Here is a 20,279-nt window from a genome sequence, read left to right as displayed (position 1 = left end):
CGACCGGAGGCATGGGCTTTGATCGAGCAACTTGATGAAAATGAACGTGCAGCCGCGCTTGATGCTCTTGCCGACTGGGATTTCGACGATGCGCGCGACGCGATCACCAGACGCTTCATTTTTCGCGATTTCTCAGCGGCCTTTGCTTTCATGACCCGTGTTGCCCTGCTTTCGGAACAGCAAGATCATCACCCTGAATGGAAAAACGTCTGGAACCGTGTCGATATTCTGCTGACTACCCACGATGCAGGGGGCCTGTCTGAGCGCGACGTCAAGCTTGCCAAGGCCATTGACGCGCTGATCGATTAATCGCCGCTGATCCAGTGTGCGCGGACAAACCAGCCCACGACGAGAATTGCGAGAAACAGGCAGACTCCCGTGACGCCCCAGAAGGCCCATGGTTGATGGGCGTAGGGAATACCGTCCACATTCATGCCCAGTAGACCGGTGATGAACGTCAGCGGCAGGAACACCAGTGCAACGATAGAGATCAGCAATGCGCGCGCATCCATCAGTTCGGAGCGACGGTCAGTCAGCTCCTCATGCATCAACATCGCCCGTTCGCGCACAGACTCCAACTCTTCTGCCATCCGGGCTGCACGGTCAGCTCCTTCGCGCAAATGTAGCCTGTCATCATCGTCCAGCCAGTCAAGTGGTGCCGAAGACAATTGAGCAAGGGCCTGCCTCTGCGGCGCAACGAACCTGCGAAAGGCGATGGCGCGCGCACGAACCCGGGTTACGTCCCGTCGCGTTGGGTGGATATTGGCAACCTCAACCTTAAGTTCGCAATCATCTAGCGCATCGCCGAGATTGGCGACGTCTGGATCCAGACCGTCGGTAATGGCGCTTGCAAACGCACTCAGTAAATCGCCGGGATCACTAATCCTTGCAGAAAGAAATTCGTCCATGACGGTGTCGAGTGCCAGAGGCGTGCGAAAGGTCACCAATATGACGCGCCCCGTCTCAGCCCAGAAGCGCAAAGAGACCAGAGCATCGGGATCATCTTCAGGCGTCTTGCCCAACCCGCGAAGGTTTATGATGACCCCCTGCCCGACAAGATCACTCCGCGGCCGGGTTTCCGCGGCCATCAACGCCGCACGCGCAATGTCGGGAATGTCCTTCTGCTCGGCAATCCAATCTGCCGCACCGGGGGCCCGCCCGTCGAGGACAAGCCAAACCAGTTCCGCATGTTCGAATTGGGCCACTCCTTCAAGGAACGGCAGCTCCTTCGGCTCCGCATCGGCCATGACAAAGGCACGCATCATAGATCGCCTCGCACAATCTGGACGGTCAAACCGGCGGGCAAGGGATCGGGCGGGACTTCTGCCAAGCTCCGCACGGCATCTGCGCGTCCGCGTGCAACGATCGCAGGAGCGACATTGGCTCCATGAACGATAACGTCCGCCTGGCCGAGCCAGCGTGCCTGCTGAAGGGTCAGCTCGTCGGGATCGTCACTCTTGACCGAGATAATTCTGAGGCCAATCGGTGGCGCGGCCTCTGGGCCTGCCAGCCATCCGCTCACGGCGCCAGCATCGATGCTTTTGAATGGATCGAGAGGCCCTGCACCATCGAGCGCTGCGTCAATCGCGCGCCGTCTAGCTGCCGGGTCCGGCCAACGCTTCCGAATTGAAGGTCGCGCCTGGAACAGGTCTTTGGCAAGTTGGCCAAGAGATTGCGGCAAAATTTGCTCCAGCCTCTGCCTGAGCGCTTTTGCAAGGCCCGCGGATGCCCCGCCTGTTCCAATCGCTATGAGCACCGGGTCACGATCCACAATCGCCGGAAGTGTGAAGTCGCATTGATCGGGGCGATCCGTTGCATTGATCAGCACACCGCGGGACCGGAGGCGGGCAATGGCATCGACCGCCTCAGCCTCATCATCGATCGCCACAATGGCGAGTACTGCATCTTCCTGCTCGCCAACAATCAAGGCGCCGGCTCGTTCAAGGAGCAGACGTTTGGACTGCGCAGCTTCGCCGTTGCCAAGCAGGATGACCGGCCTGTTCTTGAGCTTAACAAATATCGGCAGACTATGCATGGCCTCAGGGCTTGATCCGCCAAAGCATGAATGGCGAATTGGCTGGCAGTGGAACCGGTTCGAGCCAAGCCGGAATTTTCCCGGCTATCAGCTGCATGTAGAATCCTTTCGGCGCCTGTGATTTGTAGATTGTCGATTCCGACATGTTCGGACATATCAGCAGCAGGCTAGCGCCGTGCTTGCGCGCCGTTTTGCGGGCGTCTTCCGGAGTGCCGCGAAAGGCGTGCTGAATATCGAGAATTGCATCGCCGTTGCGATGATATGGGCCAGCAATCGCATCATGGTGCGTGATCGTGATCAGCCTCGGACCAAGATCGACAAAGGTCAGGACAGTTGCTTTGGGCAGCGCGCCGATAGGTCGCATCGAGGGAATCGTTGCGCAACTGGCATTGGCGCGATTGACGCGCTTCATTCCGGGCTTGGCAGCATCCGGATTGGGAAGCCTTCCTGCTACCAGCTGGACAGCTAGCCCGGACACCAAAAGGAAAGCGATAAACGTGCCAAAAACCCTGACGAAGATTGAAGAATGGTTCCTTGCGCGCACGAGGATGTTCCAGCCAATCGCTGTTGCCCCCGTAACGCTGAACAGAAGGGCCGAAGGTGCCGCACGTGTCTGCCAAAGAACCAGCAGGCCAGAACCAAGCGAGAGCAGGGCAATCGTCGCCCAAGCTGCACCTCGATCTTCCTTCCAATGCTTCCACAAGGCCCAGAAACTGCCGAAAAGTCCGATAACAAGCACGGACGTTGACAAAATGGTCGGCCAATTGCGCGTGTAGATTGGTTTGACTTCACTGATGTTGTTGAACCAGAGCCGCTCAAGTTCCGGCGAAATCTGTTCTGGACGGCCAACGCACTGTGGCCAGGCAACGGCGAAGAACACCGCAACCATGACACCTACCAAGGCAGTCAGTAAAAACCTCATCCCACGGTTTTCGACGCGCAATGATCCGATGAGGAATATCAGTGCTGATGCCAGCAACATCGAGGACAGCCATACCGGCGTCAACGCATCACAGCGCGCAACCCAATTGTCACGGGATGAAAAGACCAGAAATCCAAGCGTGACGCCGCCGCCAAGCGCAAGCCCATATCCGCGCATACGCGGCGATTGTTCCAGGGCGATGATCCAGCGAAGGGCGACACCTCCTCCCGCAATGGCCAGCCAGGGAAGAGTTTCAAGTCCGATCACAAGCGACAAGGCAGATGCAATGCCAATTGTCAGTCCACCCCGCAACGCTTGCGGATCTGCAAGTCCCGCCAAAACAAGTGTCAGCAATGCAAGCTGCCAGCCGTGGTGATCTATGCGCAGAGGCATGAACATGGTCATTGCTGTCACGAAGCACAGCATGATCCCTGCGGAGAGCAGGTATGCGCCTGGCGCGACCAGCCGTCGGGCAGTCAAACCCAGACCTGTCATCGCAACACCGAGCGGGATCAATGGCGCCAAGGCAACAGCGATCCTTTCGGCCACCAACGCGCCAAAAAACGGTTTGGTCAAAAGAATGATCCCGACGATCGGCAGATCGACAAAGTGCGACCAATGCATGTTCGCACCATGGGGCGGATCGAGCCGGTACTGGCGCAGATCATACCAGTCCTGCCCCTGCATCAGAGTCCGAACCTGCATGATCCGCATATTGTCATCGGTATCGCCAAGCGCGAACCAGTGAATGGCTTGCCAGCGCTCAAACAGGAAATATCCGCTTGCAACAATCCAGACGACGAACAGGATGGACTTCCAGTACCTTGCAAGAAAGTCCGATTTTTCAGCATTCATCGCCATTTGGCCCCTGAACCTTGTTTCTTTGGCAACCATGCGGCCTTAAAGCTCCTCCGACAAGTGGGAAGCATGGTGGCAGAATGAGCGAAGTGAACGAACGCAGCATCTTGATCGGCCAGATTTTCCGGTTCGTCCTCACCGGAGGCTTCCTTACAGTCTCGGTGGCGGCTGGCTACTGGGCCGTTACGGAATTTCTTCATGTCGCACCCATGACATCGATGACGCTCGTCTATCTGACATTCACTGGTATCGGATACCTGCTCCACTCACGATTTAGCTTCCGAGGCTACGGAGCACGTGATCGTGCACCTGTCCGCACAGCGCGTTTCTTCACGGTCAATACGATTGGTTTTGTTGCAAATCAGTTTTTCGTATGGTTTCTGACATCTTTTCTGGGTGGACCGTCTTGGTGGCCGGTCATTCCGGTTTGCCTTGTTACACCAATCCTCACCTTCTCGCTAAATCGTCGCTGGGTGTTCGGCTAATGGATCGGATCGTCTATGACCGCATGGCAGATCATGACAATCGCCATTGGTGGTACGTCGCGAGGCGCGACATACTTGCAGAGATCATCGGGCGGGAGATCAACCTCCCCGCCGACTCCCGTATTCTCGAAATCGGCTGCGGAACGGGCCATAATCTCGAGATGCTGGGCCGGTTTGGACAGGTCGACGCGATAGAAGTCGATGACGACGTGCGGCAGATTGCCGCCGAAAGATTGGGGCGTGCTGTATGGTCCTCGCCTCTACCCGAACTAGAGGGTGTTGAGCATGGACGATATGATCTGATCGCCATTCTTGATGTACTCGAGCATATAAATAAGGATCGGGAAGCCCTGCGGGGCATGGCTGCTTGCCTGAAACCTGGCGGGAAGATTCTGATAACGGTGCCCGCTTTCCCCTGGCTATGGAGCGCGCACGACATAGTGAACCACCACCACCGCCGTTACACCAAATCGACCTTGCGCGCAGCCGTTGCGGAGGCGGGCTTAACCCTTCATCGGCTCGACTGGTTTAATAGCATCCTATTTCCTCTGGCTGTATCCGCCCGCATGTGGGGTAAACTTAGGCGAAAAGATGATAGCGACGATGCTATGCCGCCAGCTCCCTTGAATGCACTGTTTCGTGCCCTTTTTGGGTTCGAACGTCACTTGATCGGGCGTGTACCGATGCCGCCGGGTGTGTCACTGCTCGCCATCGTCTCCGCCTGAGCGGCAACATGGCCTAGCCGACGTTGGCCGCCAGCCTCGCCTGCGATGTCGGATACGATGTAGAGGGGGCGGCGCTTTGCTTCCATGTACAGGCGGCCGAGATATTCGCCGATCATTCCAAGTACGAACATCTGCACAGAACCCAGAACGACAACGACCAGCATCAATGACGTCCAGCCCTCAATGGCCCGACCCGAAAGCCAACCATAGCCCACATAAAAGAGAAGGAGCAGCGAAGCGGCGGCCAACCCCAATCCCATATGCGTTGCAAAGCGCAGTGGGGCCGTGGAAAAACCCGTCACAGCATCCAAGGCGAAACGAACCATTTTCCCCAGGGGATATTTGGTTTCGCCAACAAGTCGCTCCGCTCGGTCATAGCTGAAAGGCACCTGCTTGAATCCGATCCAGGCAACCATGCCGCGCACGAAACGCGCCTGTTCGGGAAGTGCGAGCAAGGCATCAAGCGCACGGCGGCTCATCAACCGGAAGTCTCCGGTATCAACGGGAATCATCGTGTCCGTAACACTTGCCAGGATCCGGTAAAAGATCGCAGCAGTCGTCTTCTTGAAAAGTGTCTCGCCTTCCCGTCTGCGGCGAACTGCATAGACGACGTCAGCGTTTTCAGCCGTCATCACGCCCATCATATCCGAAAGCAATTCCGGCGGGTCCTGGAGATCGGCATCGATGATCAATATGGCTTCGCCCGAGCACAAGTCCAACCCGGCCGTAAGCGCGAGCTGGTGGCCATGATTGCGTGAAAGATTGATCGCAAGAACATGAGGGTCTCTTTCAGCCAGCGCCTGCATCACGCTCCAGCTGCGATCCCTGGATCCATCATTTATAAGAACAATCTCATAGGCGTTTCCAACAGCAAGCTTGGCGGCAGCAGCCACGCGGCTGTGCAGTTGCTCGAGGCATGCTTCCTCATTGTAGCACGGTATGACGATCGAAAGCCGATTCAAACGCATCGATAAACTCCCGCCCTCACGAATGAACCGCTCCCACGGCACCAGCTTTCCGATAAAGTACGGATGATCCGTCCTGCCATATTGGTTCATAGCCTTTCATCAGAGCGCGATCGTAATTCGGCGCGTTGATCAACCATACATAGTCGTATGCCTCGCGAGGAAACCTCCGCAGCGCGTCGTCAAGTCGAAGCCAATATTCTCCCTGGCACTTGTTGGGAGTAACGATCTGCATCGGATCCGCATTGAACGGTGCTCCGGCAGAATAACGAACGCGCAGCAACTGCGCTCCCGGCATTTGCCATTGATCGTTGGCAAAGGCCCTTTTTCTGACCAAAGCCAGAGAAGGCAAGTGCTCCATCCTGCTCTGGGCCCAAGGCTGGGCACAGAGATTCTGGCCGACGAATGAGACGAGCCGCGCGTGGACTGGAATATGTTCAATCGCCGCCAATTGCCGGTCAAAGTCTCTGTCATAAAGCCAGAAGCTGGCCGTTGTTGCGGTCGTACGGACGAAGAAGAACCCAAACGAGGCAAGCGCAATCAAACCAACACGACGACGATCAAGGTCCATTGGCGGTCGAAGAGCGATAAGAGCTATCGCCAGCATGAAGGGTGTCAGCCTCATATCGGCATATGCGGAGCCAAAGACGATCCTTGGCATGAGCAGGTAAGCCAAAAGCAGGAACAGCGCCGAATAACCCAGCACGGGTGAAAAAGCTGTTCTGGGCTTGCGCAGCGCCCAGACAATGACTCCGAGGAGCAGGAAAAGAGACCCAATATCGAAGGACCCCCATCTATCCCGCAGCGTCACCAAGAAATACTGATATTTCGCGGACCAGTTGAACATGTCAGCCGTCTGGCCGCCAACCTGACCCGAGCGCCAGCCGAGCATCAGGAATATGGGCGGCACAAGTGGAAGGCAGGCAATTCCGGCTCGTAGCAAACTCTGATGCCACCGGTATCCCTTGTCGAGATGCCTGATAAACTCGGACGCGAATGCAACCAGACTCAGCGCGCCCCAGCCGTAGGTGTGGGTGACCCAGATCAGCATCGATAACGGCACAAAAACAATGCCGCGCAAGCGCTGCTTGTGCATATTGCCCATCTTCAGCCACAGCCAGAATCCCAAAAACCCGAACGCCATCGAAAGCGCGAAATTGACAAAACCGAACTGGAACGGAAATCCATATGCCAGCGGAAGTGCAAGTGCGGCGGTCGGAGGCAGACGGCCATGCACTTCTTTCGCGACCAACAGGAAGCTTGCCGCAGTAAGTGCCGGGATCGCACAAATGATTATCTTGACTGCAAGCTCGAGGCCGAACAGCTTTGAAAGCGGGATAACCAGAAGGTCGACCCCGAGGTTCCCGATTAGCTGCCAGTTGAAGCTGTAGAACTGGCGAAGTACTGCGTCCGAGCCGATTTCAAGCTCGACCCTGTAATGGCCCATATGCGCAGGCAAATCGGTCAGCGGCGCTACGTCTGGCTTTAGAAGTGGAACTATCGAGAGTACAACTAGCGCCGCAAGATAGACTCGCGTTTCCCACCAGTGCGTCCTCTCCTCTGGCATAATCAGCCTTGTCCCCGCCGACCAAGCAAGCGCAGTCGCAACGCATTGAGCTTTATGAATCCGGCAGCATCGCGCTGGTCATAGGCGCCTGCATCGTCTTCAAAGGTGACGATCTTTTCAGAATAGAGCGAATTGGGAGACTTTCGCCCGATCACGTTCACGCTGCCCTTGTAGAGCTTTAGCCTGACAGTGCCCGAAACCCTTGTCTGAGAATGATCGATCGCCGCCTGAAGCATCTCGCGCTCCGGGGAAAACCAGAAGCCATTGTAGATCAGTTCTGCGTATCGCGGCGCAAGTTCATCCTTGAGGTGGCCTGCACCGCGATCAAGCGTAATTTGCTCGATGCCACGGTGAGCCATATGGAGGATCGTGCCGCCGGGTGTTTCATACATCCCGCGAGATTTCATGCCGACAAAGCGATTTTCAACGAGGTCGAGCCGCCCGATCCCGTGAGTCCGGCCATAGTCATTGAGCTTGGCGAGCAGGGTTGCAGGGGACAAACCTTCACCATTGATCGCCACGGCATCGCCGCGTTCGAAATCGACCGTGATGATTTCGGGCGTATCCGGCGCATCTTCCGGGTTGTTCGTACGCGAATAGACATAGTCGGGCACCTCCTCCCACGGATCTTCGAGCACCTTGCCCTCGGACGATGTGTGGAGAAGGTTTGCGTCCGTCGAGAATGGGCTCTCGCCGCGCTTGTCCTTCGGCACCGGAATCTGGTGCTTTTCGGCAAATTCGATCAGAGCCGTGCGGCTCGTCAGCTCCCATTCCCGCCACGGTGCAATCACCTTGATGTCCGGGTTCAAGCCATAATACCCAAGTTCAAACCGGACCTGGTCATTGCCCTTGCCAGTCGCGCCATGGCTGACAGCATCGGCGCCGACCAACTTGGCGATCTCGATCTGGCGCTTGGCAATCAGCGGCCGGGCGATCGACGTTCCAAGCAGGTATAGTCCTTCATAAAGGGCATTTGCACGCATCATCGGGAAAACGAAGTCGCGTGTGAACTCCTCGCGCAGATCTTCGATGAAGATATGCTCTTCCTTCACGCCCGACAGCCGCGCCTTTTGCCGCGCCGGCTCAATCTCTTCGCCCTGTCCAAGGTCAGCTGTGAAGGTCACAACCTCGCATTGATAAGTCTGCTGCAGCCATTTGAGAATGACGCTCGTATCAAGGCCACCCGAATAGGCGAGGACAACGCGATTGATCTTTTCGGTCATGGCATCCCAAATCTGAAAGGCTGTTTAGCGGCTGTGCGCCTAGGCCATCGGCGGGCGCAGATCAACAGTTCGCGCAGGTTGATGAAATCATTCAGCTCGCAGAAAGGATGGCTGCCCCATCGTGTGAAGAGGGATGACACAAGGAGCGCACATATGACACGAATGATGTTGCTGGCGACCGTCTTTGGCGCGGCGATTGGCATCCCGGCACTGGCCGAGGGTGCACACGAAATGCACGAACACATGTCCGGGTCGATGACCCGAAGCAGTGTTGAGACAATGGTCAAGGAACATTTTGCAAAGGTTGATACCAACGGTGACGGTTATATCGACAAGGCTGAAGCCGATGCTGCACGCGAAAAGATGATGGCGGACATGCGTGACCGCCATTTCAAGATGATGGACACAAATGGCGACGGATCCATCAGTCGCGCAGAATTTGACGCTGAGTCAAAGATGATGGCCATGCATGGGGATATGCCAGCACCACCACCTGCACCCAATGCGCCCAACGCGCCACCTGCTCCGCCGCCGCCAATGATGATGCATGGCGGCGGGATGGCCATGATGGGCGGTCATGATGACATGATGAGGATGCGGCATGGCGGTGACATGTTTGAACGCGCCGATGCAAACAAGGATGGCCGCGTGTCCCTTGCCGAGGCTCTGGCAAAGCCCTTGGCCCATTTCGACAAGGTCGATACCAACAAGGATGGCAAGATTTCGCCCGAGGAACGCAAGGCGGCGCATGAAAAGATGCGCGCAGAGTGGCATTCCAAACACGGCTGACAGGACAACCGCAGGTCCGTGATCCTTTCAATCCTCGAAGGGATCGCGGACCAGAATTGTATCGTCGCGTTGCGGTGACGTCGAAACCAGAGTCACCGGACACTGGATCAATTCCTCGATCCGACGAATATATTTGATTGCCTGCGCCGGAAGCTGTGCCCAGCTTCTCGCGCCTGCCGTCGTCTCGCTCCAGCCCTCGACGGATTCGTAGATCGGCTCGACCCGCGCCTGATCGGCAGCATGAGGAGGCAGGTAATCATAGTGCCTGCCGTCGAGCGTATATCCCACGCAGATCTTGATCTCTTCGAGCCCGTCGAGAATGTCGAGCTTGGTCAGTGCAATGCCGGTGATGCCGCTGACGGCGGCGGACTGACGCACAAGCACGGCATCGAACCAGCCGCAACGCCGCTTACGTCCTGTCACGACCCCGAATTCATGGCCGCGAGTGCCAAGGAACTCGCCAATCTCATTGTCTTGCTCAGTCGGGAACGGACCAGAGCCGACCCGCGTCGTGTAGGCTTTGACAATGCCAAGCACGAACCCGACGCCACCGGGCCCGAGACCAGAACCGCTGGATGCCGTTCCGGCCACAGTGTTGGAGGAGGTGACAAACGGATATGTGCCGTGATCGACGTCAAGCAGCATGCCCTGCGCGCCTTCGAACAGGATGCGCTTGCCCGCGCGGCGCGCTTCGCCAAGCGAATGCCAGACGGGCTTCGCGTACGGCAGAATGTGGGGCGCGATCTCGGCGAGGTCATTCTTCAGGCGCACGCGATCGATAGGAGGCTGATCGAACCCCGCGCGAAGCGCATCATGATGCGCGCAGAGTCGATCGATCTGCGGGTCGAGATCATCGAGATGGGCGAGATCACAGACGCGAATTGCCCGCCTGCCAACCTTGTCTTCATAGGCCGGGCCAATGCCGCGGCGCGTCGTGCCGATCTTGAATTCGCTCGCGTCTTCGCGAAGACCGTCAAGATCCCGGTGAAACGGCAGGATCAGCGGACAGTTTTCCGCGATGTGGAGGTTGTCAGGCGTGATTGTGACGCCCTGCCCGGCCAGCTTCGCCACTTCGTCGCGGAAGTGCCAGGGATCGAGAACAACGCCGTTGCCGATGACCGACAGTGTCCCGCGCACGATCCCGGACGGTAGCAGCGAGAGCTTGTATGTCTGGTTGCCAACAACAAGGGTGTGCCCGGCATTGTGGCCGCCCTGAAAACGCACGACCACATCGGCCCGCTCGGCAAGCCAATCGACGATCTTGCCCTTGCCTTCATCGCCCCATTGCGCGCCAATGACGGTGACATTTGCCACTTTTCTGCTCCAGTTCCGAAGGGATTCGCGCGGATGCCCGTATTGGCTATTGGACCCAAGGTCCACCCGTATGCGTCAAACAAGGTGTCGATCATGAAAAAACTTCTCGTTGCGAGCATTCTAGGTGCGAGCATTTTCCTGTCTGCGCGACTGCCCGCCCAGCTCGAACCAGCATGCCGCATTGAAATTGCCAAACTTTGCGGCATGACGCGTGATCGCAGTGCAATCCGCACATGCTTGCAGGAGAAGTATCAATCCCTGTCGAAGCCCTGTCTCCAATCGTTGCTCGAGATGCGACACGAAAGACAACCGCAGGCCATCGCTGAGTCCGGCGGTTCCACCTATGCCTATGGCAGCGCCGACAAGCAGGCGTTCGATTTCTATCCGGCATCATTGGGCGGACATCCGGCCCTGGTCGTTTTCATTCACGGCGGAGGCTGGTCGATCGGCGACAAGACAATGGGTACCCGGAACAAGGCCAGTCATTTCAATTCTGAAGGCTATGCCTTTGCCTCGCTGAACTACCGCCTGGTTCCCGAAACCGATCCAGGCGGCCAGGCAGCCGATATTGCAGCTGCGCTTGCCGCCCTGCGGGCCAAAGCAGACAAGCTTGGTTTTGATCCCGACAAGATTTTCCTGATGGGCCACAGCGCAGGTGCTCATCTCGCCGCGCTTGTTTCCACCGATTCCCGATATCTGGAGTCAGCCGGTGTCCCTATGGCGGCCATTCGCGGCACAATCTTGCTCGACGGCGCAGGTTATGACGTACCCCGTCAGATGGCGCATGCCGGCCCGATGCTCGGCAAGATGTATCGTGATGCCTTTACAACCGACAGGGACACGCAAGAACGGCTATCGCCACTGACGCATGCCGCAACGCCAAACGTTGCAAACTGGTTGATTCTTTTCGATGAAGCTCGCGCAGACTCGGGAAGTCAGTCCATTGCCTTGGCCGACGCACTCAAACGGGCCGGAAGTGTCGTCAGCGCGACTCCTGTGAGCGACACAAGCCATATGAAGCTGAACCGCGACCTGGGGGTGAATGGCGATGCTGCCACCCGCCTCGTCGATGCGTTCATCGAAAAGGTCCTATAGGGCGCGCGGCTCGCCGGATTCCAAGCGATGCGTGCAATCCAGGGCGACAGCATCACACATTGGACAAATGGCAGCCACGGTCACCCAACCCTGACGGCGAAGGTCTGCCGCGATCTCAGGCGATGATCCAAGCGGAATGAAGACCCGTCGCGCTTTCGCTTGCATGAGCCCTGCGTCAACAAGTGGATCGAGGAAGAGCGAAAAGCCGACAGCTGCTTCTTCCCGACCGTCAGCGTGCAGGATTGTATAGCTTCCGCCACGCCCGGCTTCTCCCGCAAGCCCCTCGGCGAAGAGTGAAAAGCCGATCCAGCTCTGATATTCGAAGCCATGCCGTTCGGTTGGATCGAGTGTCACGCGGACACCGTCTCCGACTGCCGCAGCAATGGTTTCGAGCGCGGTTAGTCGCTTCTCAAGATCCGGCCCAAGACCCATGGCCCGCAATGTCGCAATCGCGGAATCAACGGGACCAGCCGCACTCACAAGCGGCAGGAATGCTGAGCCTCCGGCTAAAGATAGGCTCCCGACATCCTTGGCATCCAGAGCAGCCTTTACAGGCTCGAGTTTTCCCGAATCGATCGGCAATGGACCAGCCGCGAGGATGTCGACCAGGTCGGGCAAGGTCAGATCGAGGGTGATCGACTTTACCCCGCACGCCTGGAGCGCTTCGATCGCGATACTGATCACTTCAACGACAGCTGCGACAGAATCGGAGCCGACAAGTTCAGCGCCCGCCTGGATAAGTTCCCGCTCGGGGCGCAGCTGGGTGGCCTTCAGCTTGAGAACGGGGCCGCCATAGCTGATCCGCAGCGGCCGTGCTGCACCAGCCAGACGCGTGGTCGCAATACGACCGACTTGTGCGGTGATGTCTGGTCGAAATGCCAGTGTCTGCTGCGACACGGGATCGACGAAGCGCAAAAGATCTTTCGAACGCGCCGACTTCAGCCGCCCAACCAGTTCCTCTTCGAACTCCACGAGCGGAGGGGCGACACGGCCGTAGCCATGCGAGGCCACGCAATCGAGCACAGCGCGCAATATCGAAGCCGCCGCCTCTGCCTCGGGTGGCAGGCGGTCACGCAATCCTTCTGGCAGCAATCCGTTGATCATGGCGCGGGCTGTTAGCCTGCCCGCGTCCAATTGGCCAGATCAGTATTTTTCGAGCTGGACCATCATCTTGCGATAACCGTTCACGAAGCTCTGCGCGACACGAACGGGTTCTTCGAGCACATTGACGCGCATACGCCGCTTGGCCATTTCCTCGAGAAGGATCGTGATTTGCAACTCTGCAAGCCGCGCACCGACGCAGCGGTGGATGCCGTAGCCGAAAGAAAGATGGCGGCGCGCATTTTCCCGCTTGATGTCAAGCTTGTCAGCATCAGGGAAAATGCTCTCGTCCCGGTTTGCCGAAATATACCACATAATGATTTTCTGGCCGGCCTTGATCGTTTGGCCTTCCAGTTCCGTGTCGGAAAGAGCGGTCCGGCGCATGTGCGCGAGCGGGGTCTGCCAGCGAATGATTTCGCTGACCGCATTGGGAATGAGAGAGGGATCAGCCTCCAACATTGCGCGCTGCTCCGGGAATTTGTTGAGCGAATAGGCCAGCCCCGACATGGTGTTGCGGGTTGTGTCGTTTCCGCCCACAATCAACAGGACAAGATTTCCCATGAATTCACCCATGCTCATGTCTTTCATGGCTTCGGAGTGAATCATCATCGAAATCAGATCAGGTGTCGGCTCCTTGTCCACACGTTCGTCCCATAACTTCTTGAAATACCCGCCCATTTCATAGAGCTTTTCAAGTCTCTGGTCGCGTTTTGCCGGGTCTTTCACAATTTCGATGTCGCCCGCCCAATCAGACCATTCGGTCAGTTTGCGACGGTCTGCCCAAGGAAAATCGAACAAGACGGCAAGCATCCCTGTCGTCAGTTCAATTGAAACTCGGTCCACCCAATCGAAGGGCTGATCCCAAGGGAGCCCATCCAGTGTTTCTGCGGTGCGCTGACGAATTTCATCGCTCATGCGCACCATTTCGCTCGGCGTGAAGGCTGGCGATACAACGCGGCGCTGCTCAGTGTGTTTTGGCCGATCCATCGCAATGAACATCGGCATTTCAATCTTGGGATCCTCGAATTGGTCACGATCCGCAATCGTGATGCCGCCATATTCCCAGGAAGAGGAATAAATGTCCGGCAGCGCTTCTACATGCTGGATCGCCTTGTAGGAGGAGACAGACCAATATGGCCCGAATTCGCTGTTCGCACACCAATAAACGGGGGCCTCCGCGCGCAAGCGACGAAACGGCTCCTGCCATTTGTGTTCGGTATAAAGTTCGGCCCGGCTGACATCGAGCGGATCGACTTCGTTGCTCTCAAGCTTGTATGCCGTTGCCATCAGAATGCTCCTCTCATTCCTTTTCGGAATCGGTTGCACTTTGCCACTATTTACATCCATGTCAATGGGAATTCATCCCGCAGAGCTACCGCCTCGTCAATATGAGGCCCAGCGCCTTGAATGGTCCGACACCCGATTTGAGCACACCATAGCGGAAAAAATGGGCACCAAGCGCAATGGTAATGCCCACCCACAGCGTTTGCCAGGCAAGAGCCAGTATATGGGGCCACAGTGTCGCGTCCGTCGCCCCGCGAGCAGCCATGGCAAAGGGTGAGCTGAAAGGAAAAACCTCAGCGAATCGGGCAACGCTGCTGGCAGGATTTCCAGCTGCTGCCATAGACACGCCAAACATGATGAGCTGGAATAAGGTGATCGGCAGCGAGAGCATCTGGATTTCGCGCATGGTGGAAGCCTGCGCCCCGACGCCCAGGAAAATGGCGCCCAAAAGCATGAATGCCATTGCGAAATAACAGCCCGCAAGTGCAATGAAGATGGGTGTTCCGATCACAGGCGCAAAGCTCCCAAGCCCCGCGCTCGCGGGCAGAATTCCTATACCCAACGCCGCGAGGCCGCCCCAGAATGCAACGAAAACCAGCGCTATTCCGAACAGGCCCATCAGCTTGCCAAAGAACACAGCCTCGAGCGGAACCGACGCCGCGAGGATCTCGATGACCTTGTTCGATTTCTCCTCCGCCAGCGTTCCAACTGCCTGGCTGGCCAGCATGATCGTCAACATGAACATGATCACGACTGTGCCGCTGCCCGTGCTTTGCTGGCGGGAACGCGTCGGCACGGTTTTCTGGACTGCCCTCATTTGAGGCACACTGAACTGGGCACCAGCCGGCCTTCCAAGCTCCGCGTTCCGCAACGCCTCTTCCGCAAGAAGCGCGAGATATCGGCCATCGTCTGCTTCACCGGCCACATAGGCAATCACAGGGCGTTCAAGCGGTCCGCGCATCACGGCCGTCGCGTCCACCGTCTTGTCGGCCAGCAAACGGGCTTGCTGAACCTCTGGATCGGCCAGGGGTGGGACAAAATGCACAGCCGGAGGGCCTCCTTCACGGCCATAAAGCCGGGATCTCAGCACATCGTCTTCCAGCGTCAGGCGCTTTGTGTCTGCTGACGAAGCAATGACGATCATCTGGCGCGAATCGTGCTGCCCCTTCGCCAGATAGGCGCCACCGATACCGCTGGCGATGCTCACACCAAGCATGAGGAATGGCGCAAGCAGGAACAGCAGGAACGTGGGCGTTGCGACAACCGCCATGAAATCGCGGCGGGCAATGATGAGGGCGTTGCTGAGCAGATGCTTCATGCGACGGCCTCCGCCTCTTCGGCTTTCAACGCGCCGACGATCCGTACAAAGGCATCGTGCAGTCCAGGCCGCTCGATCGAAAGTCCGGCAATACCATGCCCAGCCTTGACCAATTCGGTCACCAGGCGCTCCGCACCTCCTTCCGGGACCGTAAAGCGCCACGCATTGCCAATTCGCTCGGCGTCGGCGGGCAGCAGCGCGCCAACCTTGTCTTCGCCCGAGCAGGGCACATATTGCGCTTTCATCGGTAGCATGGTCCGAGCCTCGTCCACGGTGCCTTCAAAGCGGACCTTGCCCCCTGCTATGATCGAAATGCGATCACAGATGCGCTGGGCATGCCCCATGACATGGGTCGAAAACAGGATCGTCGCGCCGCGATCCCGCTCAGCAAGGATAAGCCGTTCGAGCAATTCCTGGTTTACCGGGTCGAGACCGGAAAATGGTTCATCAAGAACGATGAGGTCGGGCTTGTGGATGAGAGAGCCGAGCAATTGAACCAGCTGTGCCATCCCTTTTGAAAGTTTCCTGATCTTGCCATGTGCCGCATGTCCAAGGCCTGCCGCTTCGAGCGCTGCATCTGCTCGCTTGCGTCCCTCGGCCCAATCAAGGCCCCGCAGCGCCCCCATGAAGGCAATTGCTTCGCGCGCCTTCATCGAGGGATAGAGACCTCGTTCTTCGGGCAGATAGCCGACACGCTGGCTCACATTGCGCGGGCTGGATTCCCCAAGGATGCGCCGTTCGCCCTTGTCCGGATCGATGATTCCGAGCAGCATCCTGAGCGTTGTCGTCTTGCCGGCCCCATTTGGCCCCAACACGCCGTAGATTGCGCCCTTGGGCACACTCAGGCTTACGCCTTTTACGGCTTCGAACTTGCCGAAACTCTTGACCAGTCCCGACGCCCAAACAGGACGATCATCAGCCAACGACAATTCGAACCTCCACAAATGCTGCTCGCGTGGTAGCGTGTGCACATGTTTCCTGACAAGAAGTCACTGAAGATCGCGTTAAGGGCAGAAGCCGAACGGCTGGGCTTCGTCGCCTTTGGCGTGGCGAAGGCTGACGCTGATTACTCAGCAGCACTGTCGCAATGGCTTGAAAGCGGTGCTGCGGGAGAGATGGACTGGATGGCCGCGCGTGCGGACCAGCGCGCCAGCCCGCGAGCGCTCTGGCCAGGGGCGCGAAGCATCATTGCCCTCGGGATGAGCTATGCACCGGCCACGGACCCGCTGGCACTTGCAAGCTCAAGGGCACGAGGACGGATTTCTGTCTATGCGCAGGGCAAGGACTATCATGACATCGTCAAGAAGGCACTGAAGGCGCTAGCTCGATGGCTTGTTGCGGAGACGGGCGCAGAGGTGAAGGTCTTTGTCGATACCGCCCCCGTCATGGAAAAGCCGCTGGCAAGCGCCGCAGGCCTTGGCTGGCAAGGCAAGCACAGCAACATGGTGAGTTCAGATCATGGAAGCTGGCTTTTCCTCGGCTCAATCTTCACTACGCTGGAACTGGAACCGGACGCGCCGCATGGCGATCAGTGTGGAAGTTGCACGGCCTGCCAGACGGCATGCCCGACTAACGCCTTCCCCAAGCCCTATACGCTCGACGCCCGGCGCTGCATTTCCTACCTGACGATTGAGCATAAGGGCCCAATTCCGAACGAATTCCGCCGCGCAATCGGCAACCGAATCTATGGCTGCGACGATTGCCTGGCCGCCTGCCCCTGGAACAAGTTCGCACAGAGCGCCGCCGCCAATCTCGCCTTCGCTCCCCGCGCCGAACTGGTAGCTCCTGCCCTCGCCGACCTGCTTGCGCTGGATGATCGAACGTTTCGGGAAGTCTTCTCGGGCTCTCCGATCAAGCGCATCGGTCGAGACCGGATGGTCAGGAACGCCGCAATCGCGGCGGGGAATAGTGAAGACAAGGCCCTAACCAAACAGCTGCAAGCGCTCCTTAAAGATGCCTCCCCAATAGTTGCCGAAGCGGCACAATGGGCTCTGGAGGCTTTGCTAAAAGGCGATCACCAGCCAAATACCGCAGCAAGCGTCCCAATCGCATCGCCGTCTTGAAATTCCGTTTCAATATGCTATCTATCTTCTCGGAGAGGCGTCATGGCGGACGTCAAAAATGATGTTTCGATGTGGCGGTAAATGCTGCCGATGGGCATTCGCAAGTAACTTTGTTCGAGGTTCCCTGGTCACATTGAATATCAATTCACCGAAATTGTAACTTCTTCGTCAAGACACAGGGGTTGTTTAACTCTTGCCGTTTAGCGGACTGTTAAACTGCGCGCCAACATGGAATATGACTGATGCAAGAATCGAATACACTCACGCCCAGCGGGGATAATCTGTTTGGCGTCTGCCATACGCTGAGCGAAGACTTTGGTATTAATCCCCTTTACCTGCGCGTCGCCTTTGGCATCGCCCTGCTGTGGAACCCGGCAGCGGTAGTTGCGATCTACTCGGCACTCGGAGGACTGGTTGCGCTCGCGCACAGGCTCTATCCAAATGTCAGGAGCCATTCCGCATCCACGACAAAGGGTATGGCAGTCAACATCCGCTCCACAGATGGCCATGCCGAAGCCGCGAATGAAGTCGAAGAACTCCTGAAGGCTGCCTGATCAGGCGTCGATCGCGTCTTCTTCCACTCGCGCCGCGTTTTCCTGGATGAAGGTGAAGCGGTGTTCCGGGTTCTTGCCCATCAGCCGGTCGACCAGATCCTTGACCCCGGCCCGTTCCTCGTACTCCTGCGGCAGGGTCACGCGCAGAAGGCCTCGTGTTTTGGGATCCATCGTCGTTTCACGGAGCTGACCCGGGTTCATTTCGCCAAGCCCCTTGAAGCGGCCGACGTCGACTTTCTTGCCCTTGAACTCTCCCGCTTCGATCTCGGCACGATGCGCATCGTCGCGGGCATAGAGGGACTTGGCGCCGACCGTCAGGCGATAGAGTGGCGGTTGCGCCAGGTAGAGATGGCCCTGGCGCACAATCTCGGGCATTTCCTGGAAGAAGAACGTCATCAAAAGTGTCGCGATATGTGCTCCGTCCACATCGGCGTCGGTCATGATGATGATCCGCTCGTACCGCAGCAGGTCGGGATTGCAGTCCTTGCGGCTGCCACAGCCGAGGGCCTGGATCAGGTCGGCGATTTCGCTGTTTGCACGGATCTTGTCTGATGTTGCAGAGGCTACGTTCAGGATCTTGCCCCGGATCGGAAGGATTGCCTGCGTCTTCCTGTCGCGCGCCTGCTTGGCAGAGCCGCCCGCACTGTCCCCTTCCACAATGAAGAGCTCGGTCCCCGCCGGGTCGTCAGAAGAACAATCCGTAAGCTTGCCAGGCAGGCGCAGCTTGCGGGCGGACGTTGCCGTCTTGCGCTTGATTTCCTTCTCCGCGCGACGGCGCAGGCGGTCATCCATCCGCTCGAGCACATATCCGAGCAACGCCTTTCCGCGCTCCATATTGTCGGCAAGGAAATGATCGAAATGATCGCGTACGGCATTTTCGACGAGCCGCGCCGCTTCGGGCGAGGTCAGGCGATCCTTGGTCTGGCTCTGGAATTGCGGGTCGCGAATGAAGACCGAAAGCATGATCTCCGATCCGATAACGACATCCTCTGCAGCAATGCCTTCAGCCTTCTTCTGGCCAACCAGCGCCCCGAACGCGCGGATACCCTTGACGATCGCCGCGCGGATACCGGCCTCATGTGTGCCGCCGTCGGGCGTGGGAATTGTGTTGCAATACCAGCTGTAGCTTCCTTCGCTCCACAGCGGCCAGGCAACAGCCCATTCCACGCGGCCCTGATCATCGGCAAACTCCTGCTGGCCGGAGAAGAACTCGGTCGTGACGCACTCGCGACCGTTCACCTGCTCGCGCAAATGGTCGGACAGCCCGCCGGGAAACTGGAACACGGCTTCCGGCGGTGTCTCGTCGCTGATCAGAGCGGGATCGCAACGCCACCGTATTTCCACGCCGGCGAAGAGATAGGCCTTGGATCGCGCCAGCCGATACAGCCGGTTTGGCTTGAAGTGCATTTCGCCAAAGATCTCGGTGTCGGGCGTGAAGGTCACGCTCGTGCCGCGACGATTGTTGACGGGCCCCAACTTCTCAAGCGGACCGAGCGTCACGCCGCGCGCAAAACGCTGGCGGAACAGTTCCTTGTTGCGCGCAACTTCCACAATGGTGTCCGAAGAAAGCGCATTGACTACGGAAACACCCACACCATGCAGGCCGCCACTGGTCGAATAGGCCTTTCCGTTGAACTTGCCGCCTGAATGAAGGGTTGAGAGAATAACCTCCAGCGCTGACTTGTCCGGAAATTTGGGATGCGGATCGACCGGAATGCCGCGGCCATTGTCGGTAATCGTAAGCCGGTTGCCGGGTTCCAAGGTGATTTCGATTCGCGATGCATGGCCTGCCACCGCTTCGTCCATGGCATTGTCGAGAACTTCGGCAGCGAGGTGGTGAAAGGCCCGCTCGTCCGTGCCGCCAATATACATGCCGGGGCGGCGCCTGACCGGTTCCAACCCCTCAAGGACTTCGATGTCGGATGCCGTGTAGGCGTTGGAGGCAGCGGCGGAGGTGGCGAAAAGATCTGACATTGACCGT

General features: G+C 57.9%; 19 protein-coding genes. 7 read left to right on the top strand and 12 right to left on the bottom strand.

What is annotated here, in order from left to right; translation table 11 throughout:
- Positions 1 to 18: 18 nt before the first annotated feature.
- Positions 19 to 309 (top strand): 4a-hydroxytetrahydrobiopterin dehydratase, encoded by a 291-nt coding sequence (locus tag K0O24_RS09990; protein ID WP_219895582.1) that lies wholly within the window; start codon positions 19 to 21, stop codon positions 307 to 309.
- Here K0O24_RS09990 and K0O24_RS09985 read toward each other — a convergent pair.
- Genes K0O24_RS09985 through K0O24_RS09975 form a run of 3 tightly spaced genes read right to left on the bottom strand, consistent with a single transcriptional unit; the run spans position 306 to position 3,812 of the window.
- Entirely contained in the window at positions 306 to 1,265 is a 960-nt protein-coding gene (locus tag K0O24_RS09985; RefSeq protein ID WP_219892594.1) for a CorA family divalent cation transporter, read from the bottom strand. The genes K0O24_RS09990 and K0O24_RS09985 overlap by 4 nt on opposite strands.
- Positions 1,262 to 2,035, bottom strand: coding sequence for a precorrin-2 dehydrogenase/sirohydrochlorin ferrochelatase family protein (locus K0O24_RS09980; RefSeq protein ID WP_219892593.1), 774 nt, complete (start codon positions 2,033 to 2,035; stop codon positions 1,262 to 1,264). Before K0O24_RS09980 ends, K0O24_RS09985 begins: the two co-directional genes overlap by 4 nt.
- Positions 2,036 to 2,039: 4 nt before the next feature.
- Positions 2,040 to 3,812 carry an AcrB/AcrD/AcrF family protein gene (locus tag K0O24_RS09975; RefSeq protein WP_219892592.1) on the bottom strand — a complete coding sequence of 591 codons (1,773 nt, stop codon included), beginning with the start codon at positions 3,810 to 3,812 and terminating at the stop codon, positions 2,040 to 2,042.
- A gap of 83 nt (positions 3,813 to 3,895) precedes the next feature.
- On the opposite strand from K0O24_RS09975, the gene K0O24_RS09970 reads away from it, so the two are divergent.
- The gene (locus K0O24_RS09970) at positions 3,896 to 4,300 is read left to right on the top strand and encodes a GtrA family protein (RefSeq protein WP_219892591.1); all 405 of its coding nucleotides are present in this window, start codon (positions 3,896 to 3,898) and stop codon (positions 4,298 to 4,300) included.
- The gene (locus K0O24_RS09965) at positions 4,300 to 5,025 is read left to right on the top strand and encodes a class I SAM-dependent methyltransferase (protein ID WP_219892590.1); all 726 of its coding nucleotides are present in this window, start codon (positions 4,300 to 4,302) and stop codon (positions 5,023 to 5,025) included. The genes K0O24_RS09970 and K0O24_RS09965 overlap by 1 nt, the downstream gene beginning before the upstream one ends.
- On the opposite strand, the gene K0O24_RS09960 is transcribed toward K0O24_RS09965, so the two are convergent.
- The 3 genes from K0O24_RS09960 to K0O24_RS09950 are packed head-to-tail and all read right to left on the bottom strand — an operon-like array spanning position 4,962 to position 8,780.
- Positions 4,962 to 5,993: a glycosyltransferase family 2 protein gene (locus K0O24_RS09960; protein WP_219892589.1), complete on the bottom strand. Its 1,032-nt coding sequence runs from the start codon at positions 5,991 to 5,993 to the stop codon at positions 4,962 to 4,964. The two genes, K0O24_RS09965 and K0O24_RS09960, sit on opposite strands and share 64 nt — an antisense overlap.
- Positions 5,994 to 6,009: 16 nt before the next feature.
- Positions 6,010 to 7,557: a hypothetical protein gene (locus tag K0O24_RS09955; RefSeq protein ID WP_219892588.1), complete on the bottom strand. Its 1,548-nt coding sequence runs from the start codon at positions 7,555 to 7,557 to the stop codon at positions 6,010 to 6,012.
- A gap of 2 nt (positions 7,558 to 7,559) precedes the next feature.
- Positions 7,560 to 8,780 carry an argininosuccinate synthase gene (locus tag K0O24_RS09950; RefSeq protein WP_219892587.1) on the bottom strand — a complete coding sequence of 407 codons (1,221 nt, stop codon included), beginning with the start codon at positions 8,778 to 8,780 and terminating at the stop codon, positions 7,560 to 7,562.
- Positions 8,781 to 8,933: 153 nt separating this feature from the next.
- Here K0O24_RS09950 and K0O24_RS09945 point away from each other — a divergent pair, with 153 nt between their 5' ends.
- Complete coding sequence (locus tag K0O24_RS09945) at positions 8,934 to 9,569, top strand: EF-hand domain-containing protein (RefSeq protein ID WP_219892586.1); 636 nt, start codon at positions 8,934 to 8,936, stop codon at positions 9,567 to 9,569.
- Positions 9,570 to 9,596: 27 nt separating this feature from the next.
- On the opposite strand, the gene K0O24_RS09940 is transcribed toward K0O24_RS09945, so the two are convergent.
- Entirely contained in the window at positions 9,597 to 10,883 is a 1,287-nt protein-coding gene (locus tag K0O24_RS09940) for an adenylosuccinate synthase (protein WP_219892585.1), read from the bottom strand.
- A 93-nt stretch (positions 10,884 to 10,976) separates the two neighbouring features.
- Here K0O24_RS09940 and K0O24_RS09935 point away from each other — a divergent pair, with 93 nt between their 5' ends.
- Positions 10,977 to 11,978, top strand: a complete 1,002-nt coding sequence (locus K0O24_RS09935) for an alpha/beta hydrolase (protein WP_219892584.1) — start codon at positions 10,977 to 10,979, stop codon at positions 11,976 to 11,978.
- Here K0O24_RS09935 and K0O24_RS09930 read toward each other — a convergent pair.
- The 4 genes from K0O24_RS09930 to K0O24_RS09915 form a co-directional block, all read right to left on the bottom strand.
- Entirely contained in the window at positions 11,973 to 13,082 is a 1,110-nt protein-coding gene (locus K0O24_RS09930) for an ATP phosphoribosyltransferase regulatory subunit (RefSeq protein ID WP_219892583.1), read from the bottom strand. The two genes, K0O24_RS09935 and K0O24_RS09930, sit on opposite strands and share 6 nt — an antisense overlap.
- 39 nt (positions 13,083 to 13,121) lie before the next feature.
- Positions 13,122 to 14,366: a cytochrome P450 gene (locus tag K0O24_RS09925; protein ID WP_219892582.1), complete on the bottom strand. Its 1,245-nt coding sequence runs from the start codon at positions 14,364 to 14,366 to the stop codon at positions 13,122 to 13,124.
- Positions 14,367 to 14,451: 85 nt separating this feature from the next.
- Complete coding sequence (locus K0O24_RS09920; RefSeq protein ID WP_219892581.1) at positions 14,452 to 15,681, bottom strand: ABC transporter permease; 1,230 nt, start codon at positions 15,679 to 15,681, stop codon at positions 14,452 to 14,454.
- On the bottom strand, positions 15,678 to 16,610 hold the full coding sequence (locus tag K0O24_RS09915) for an ABC transporter ATP-binding protein (RefSeq protein ID WP_219892580.1): 933 nt from the start codon (positions 16,608 to 16,610) through the stop codon (positions 15,678 to 15,680). Before K0O24_RS09915 ends, K0O24_RS09920 begins: the two co-directional genes overlap by 4 nt.
- A gap of 42 nt (positions 16,611 to 16,652) precedes the next feature.
- Between K0O24_RS09915 and queG the strand changes: the two genes are divergently transcribed.
- Together queG and K0O24_RS09905 are read left to right on the top strand one after the other, a co-directional pair.
- A complete protein-coding gene (queG, locus tag K0O24_RS09910; RefSeq protein ID WP_219892579.1) occupies positions 16,653 to 17,744 on the top strand; it encodes a tRNA epoxyqueuosine(34) reductase QueG in 1,092 nt (363 codons plus the stop codon).
- A gap of 242 nt (positions 17,745 to 17,986) precedes the next feature.
- On the top strand, positions 17,987 to 18,298 hold the full coding sequence (locus tag K0O24_RS09905; protein ID WP_219892578.1) for a PspC domain-containing protein: 312 nt from the start codon (positions 17,987 to 17,989) through the stop codon (positions 18,296 to 18,298).
- Here the strand turns inward: K0O24_RS09905 and parE are convergent, their stop codons facing one another.
- Entirely contained in the window at positions 18,299 to 20,272 is a 1,974-nt protein-coding gene (gene parE / locus K0O24_RS09900; protein WP_219892577.1) for a DNA topoisomerase IV subunit B, read from the bottom strand.
- Positions 20,273 to 20,279: the final 7 nt, after the last annotated feature.

It is taken from the genome of Aquisediminimonas profunda, from assembly GCF_019443285.1.
In the GTDB taxonomy this organism is placed as follows: Bacteria; Pseudomonadota; Alphaproteobacteria; order Sphingomonadales; family Sphingomonadaceae; genus Aquisediminimonas; species Aquisediminimonas profunda.
This window is presented reverse-complemented; position numbering and strand designations above follow the sequence as displayed.

Excerpts from the sequence above, each read along its gene's own strand:
- K0O24_RS09945 (WP_219892586.1), top strand. The coding sequence starts at position 8,934 with ATGACACGAATGATGTTGCTGGCGACCGTCTTTGGCGCGGCGATTGGC.
- K0O24_RS09950 (WP_219892587.1), bottom strand. The coding sequence starts at position 8,780 with ATGACCGAAAAGATCAATCGCGTTGTCCTCGCCTATTCGGGTGGCCTT.
- K0O24_RS09935 (WP_219892584.1), top strand. The coding sequence starts at position 10,977 with ATGAAAAAACTTCTCGTTGCGAGCATTCTAGGTGCGAGCATTTTCCTG.
- K0O24_RS09925 (WP_219892582.1), bottom strand. The coding sequence starts at position 14,366 with ATGGCAACGGCATACAAGCTTGAGAGCAACGAAGTCGATCCGCTCGAT.
- K0O24_RS09955 (WP_219892588.1), bottom strand. The coding sequence starts at position 7,557 with ATGCCAGAGGAGAGGACGCACTGGTGGGAAACGCGAGTCTATCTTGCG.
- K0O24_RS09985 (WP_219892594.1), bottom strand. The coding sequence starts at position 1,265 with ATGATGCGTGCCTTTGTCATGGCCGATGCGGAGCCGAAGGAGCTGCCG.
- parE (WP_219892577.1), bottom strand. The coding sequence starts at position 20,272 with ATGTCAGATCTTTTCGCCACCTCCGCCGCTGCCTCCAACGCCTACACG.
- K0O24_RS09905 (WP_219892578.1), top strand. The coding sequence starts at position 17,987 with ATGCAAGAATCGAATACACTCACGCCCAGCGGGGATAATCTGTTTGGC.
- K0O24_RS09920 (WP_219892581.1), bottom strand. The coding sequence starts at position 15,681 with ATGAAGCATCTGCTCAGCAACGCCCTCATCATTGCCCGCCGCGATTTC.
- queG (WP_219892579.1), top strand. The coding sequence starts at position 16,653 with ATGTTTCCTGACAAGAAGTCACTGAAGATCGCGTTAAGGGCAGAAGCC.
- K0O24_RS09960 (WP_219892589.1), bottom strand. The coding sequence starts at position 5,993 with ATGCGTTTGAATCGGCTTTCGATCGTCATACCGTGCTACAATGAGGAA.
- K0O24_RS09980 (WP_219892593.1), bottom strand. The coding sequence starts at position 2,035 with ATGCATAGTCTGCCGATATTTGTTAAGCTCAAGAACAGGCCGGTCATC.
- K0O24_RS09975 (WP_219892592.1), bottom strand. The coding sequence starts at position 3,812 with ATGAATGCTGAAAAATCGGACTTTCTTGCAAGGTACTGGAAGTCCATC.
- K0O24_RS09965 (WP_219892590.1), top strand. The coding sequence starts at position 4,300 with ATGGATCGGATCGTCTATGACCGCATGGCAGATCATGACAATCGCCAT.
- K0O24_RS09930 (WP_219892583.1), bottom strand. The coding sequence starts at position 13,082 with ATGATCAACGGATTGCTGCCAGAAGGATTGCGTGACCGCCTGCCACCC.
- K0O24_RS09970 (WP_219892591.1), top strand. The coding sequence starts at position 3,896 with ATGAGCGAAGTGAACGAACGCAGCATCTTGATCGGCCAGATTTTCCGG.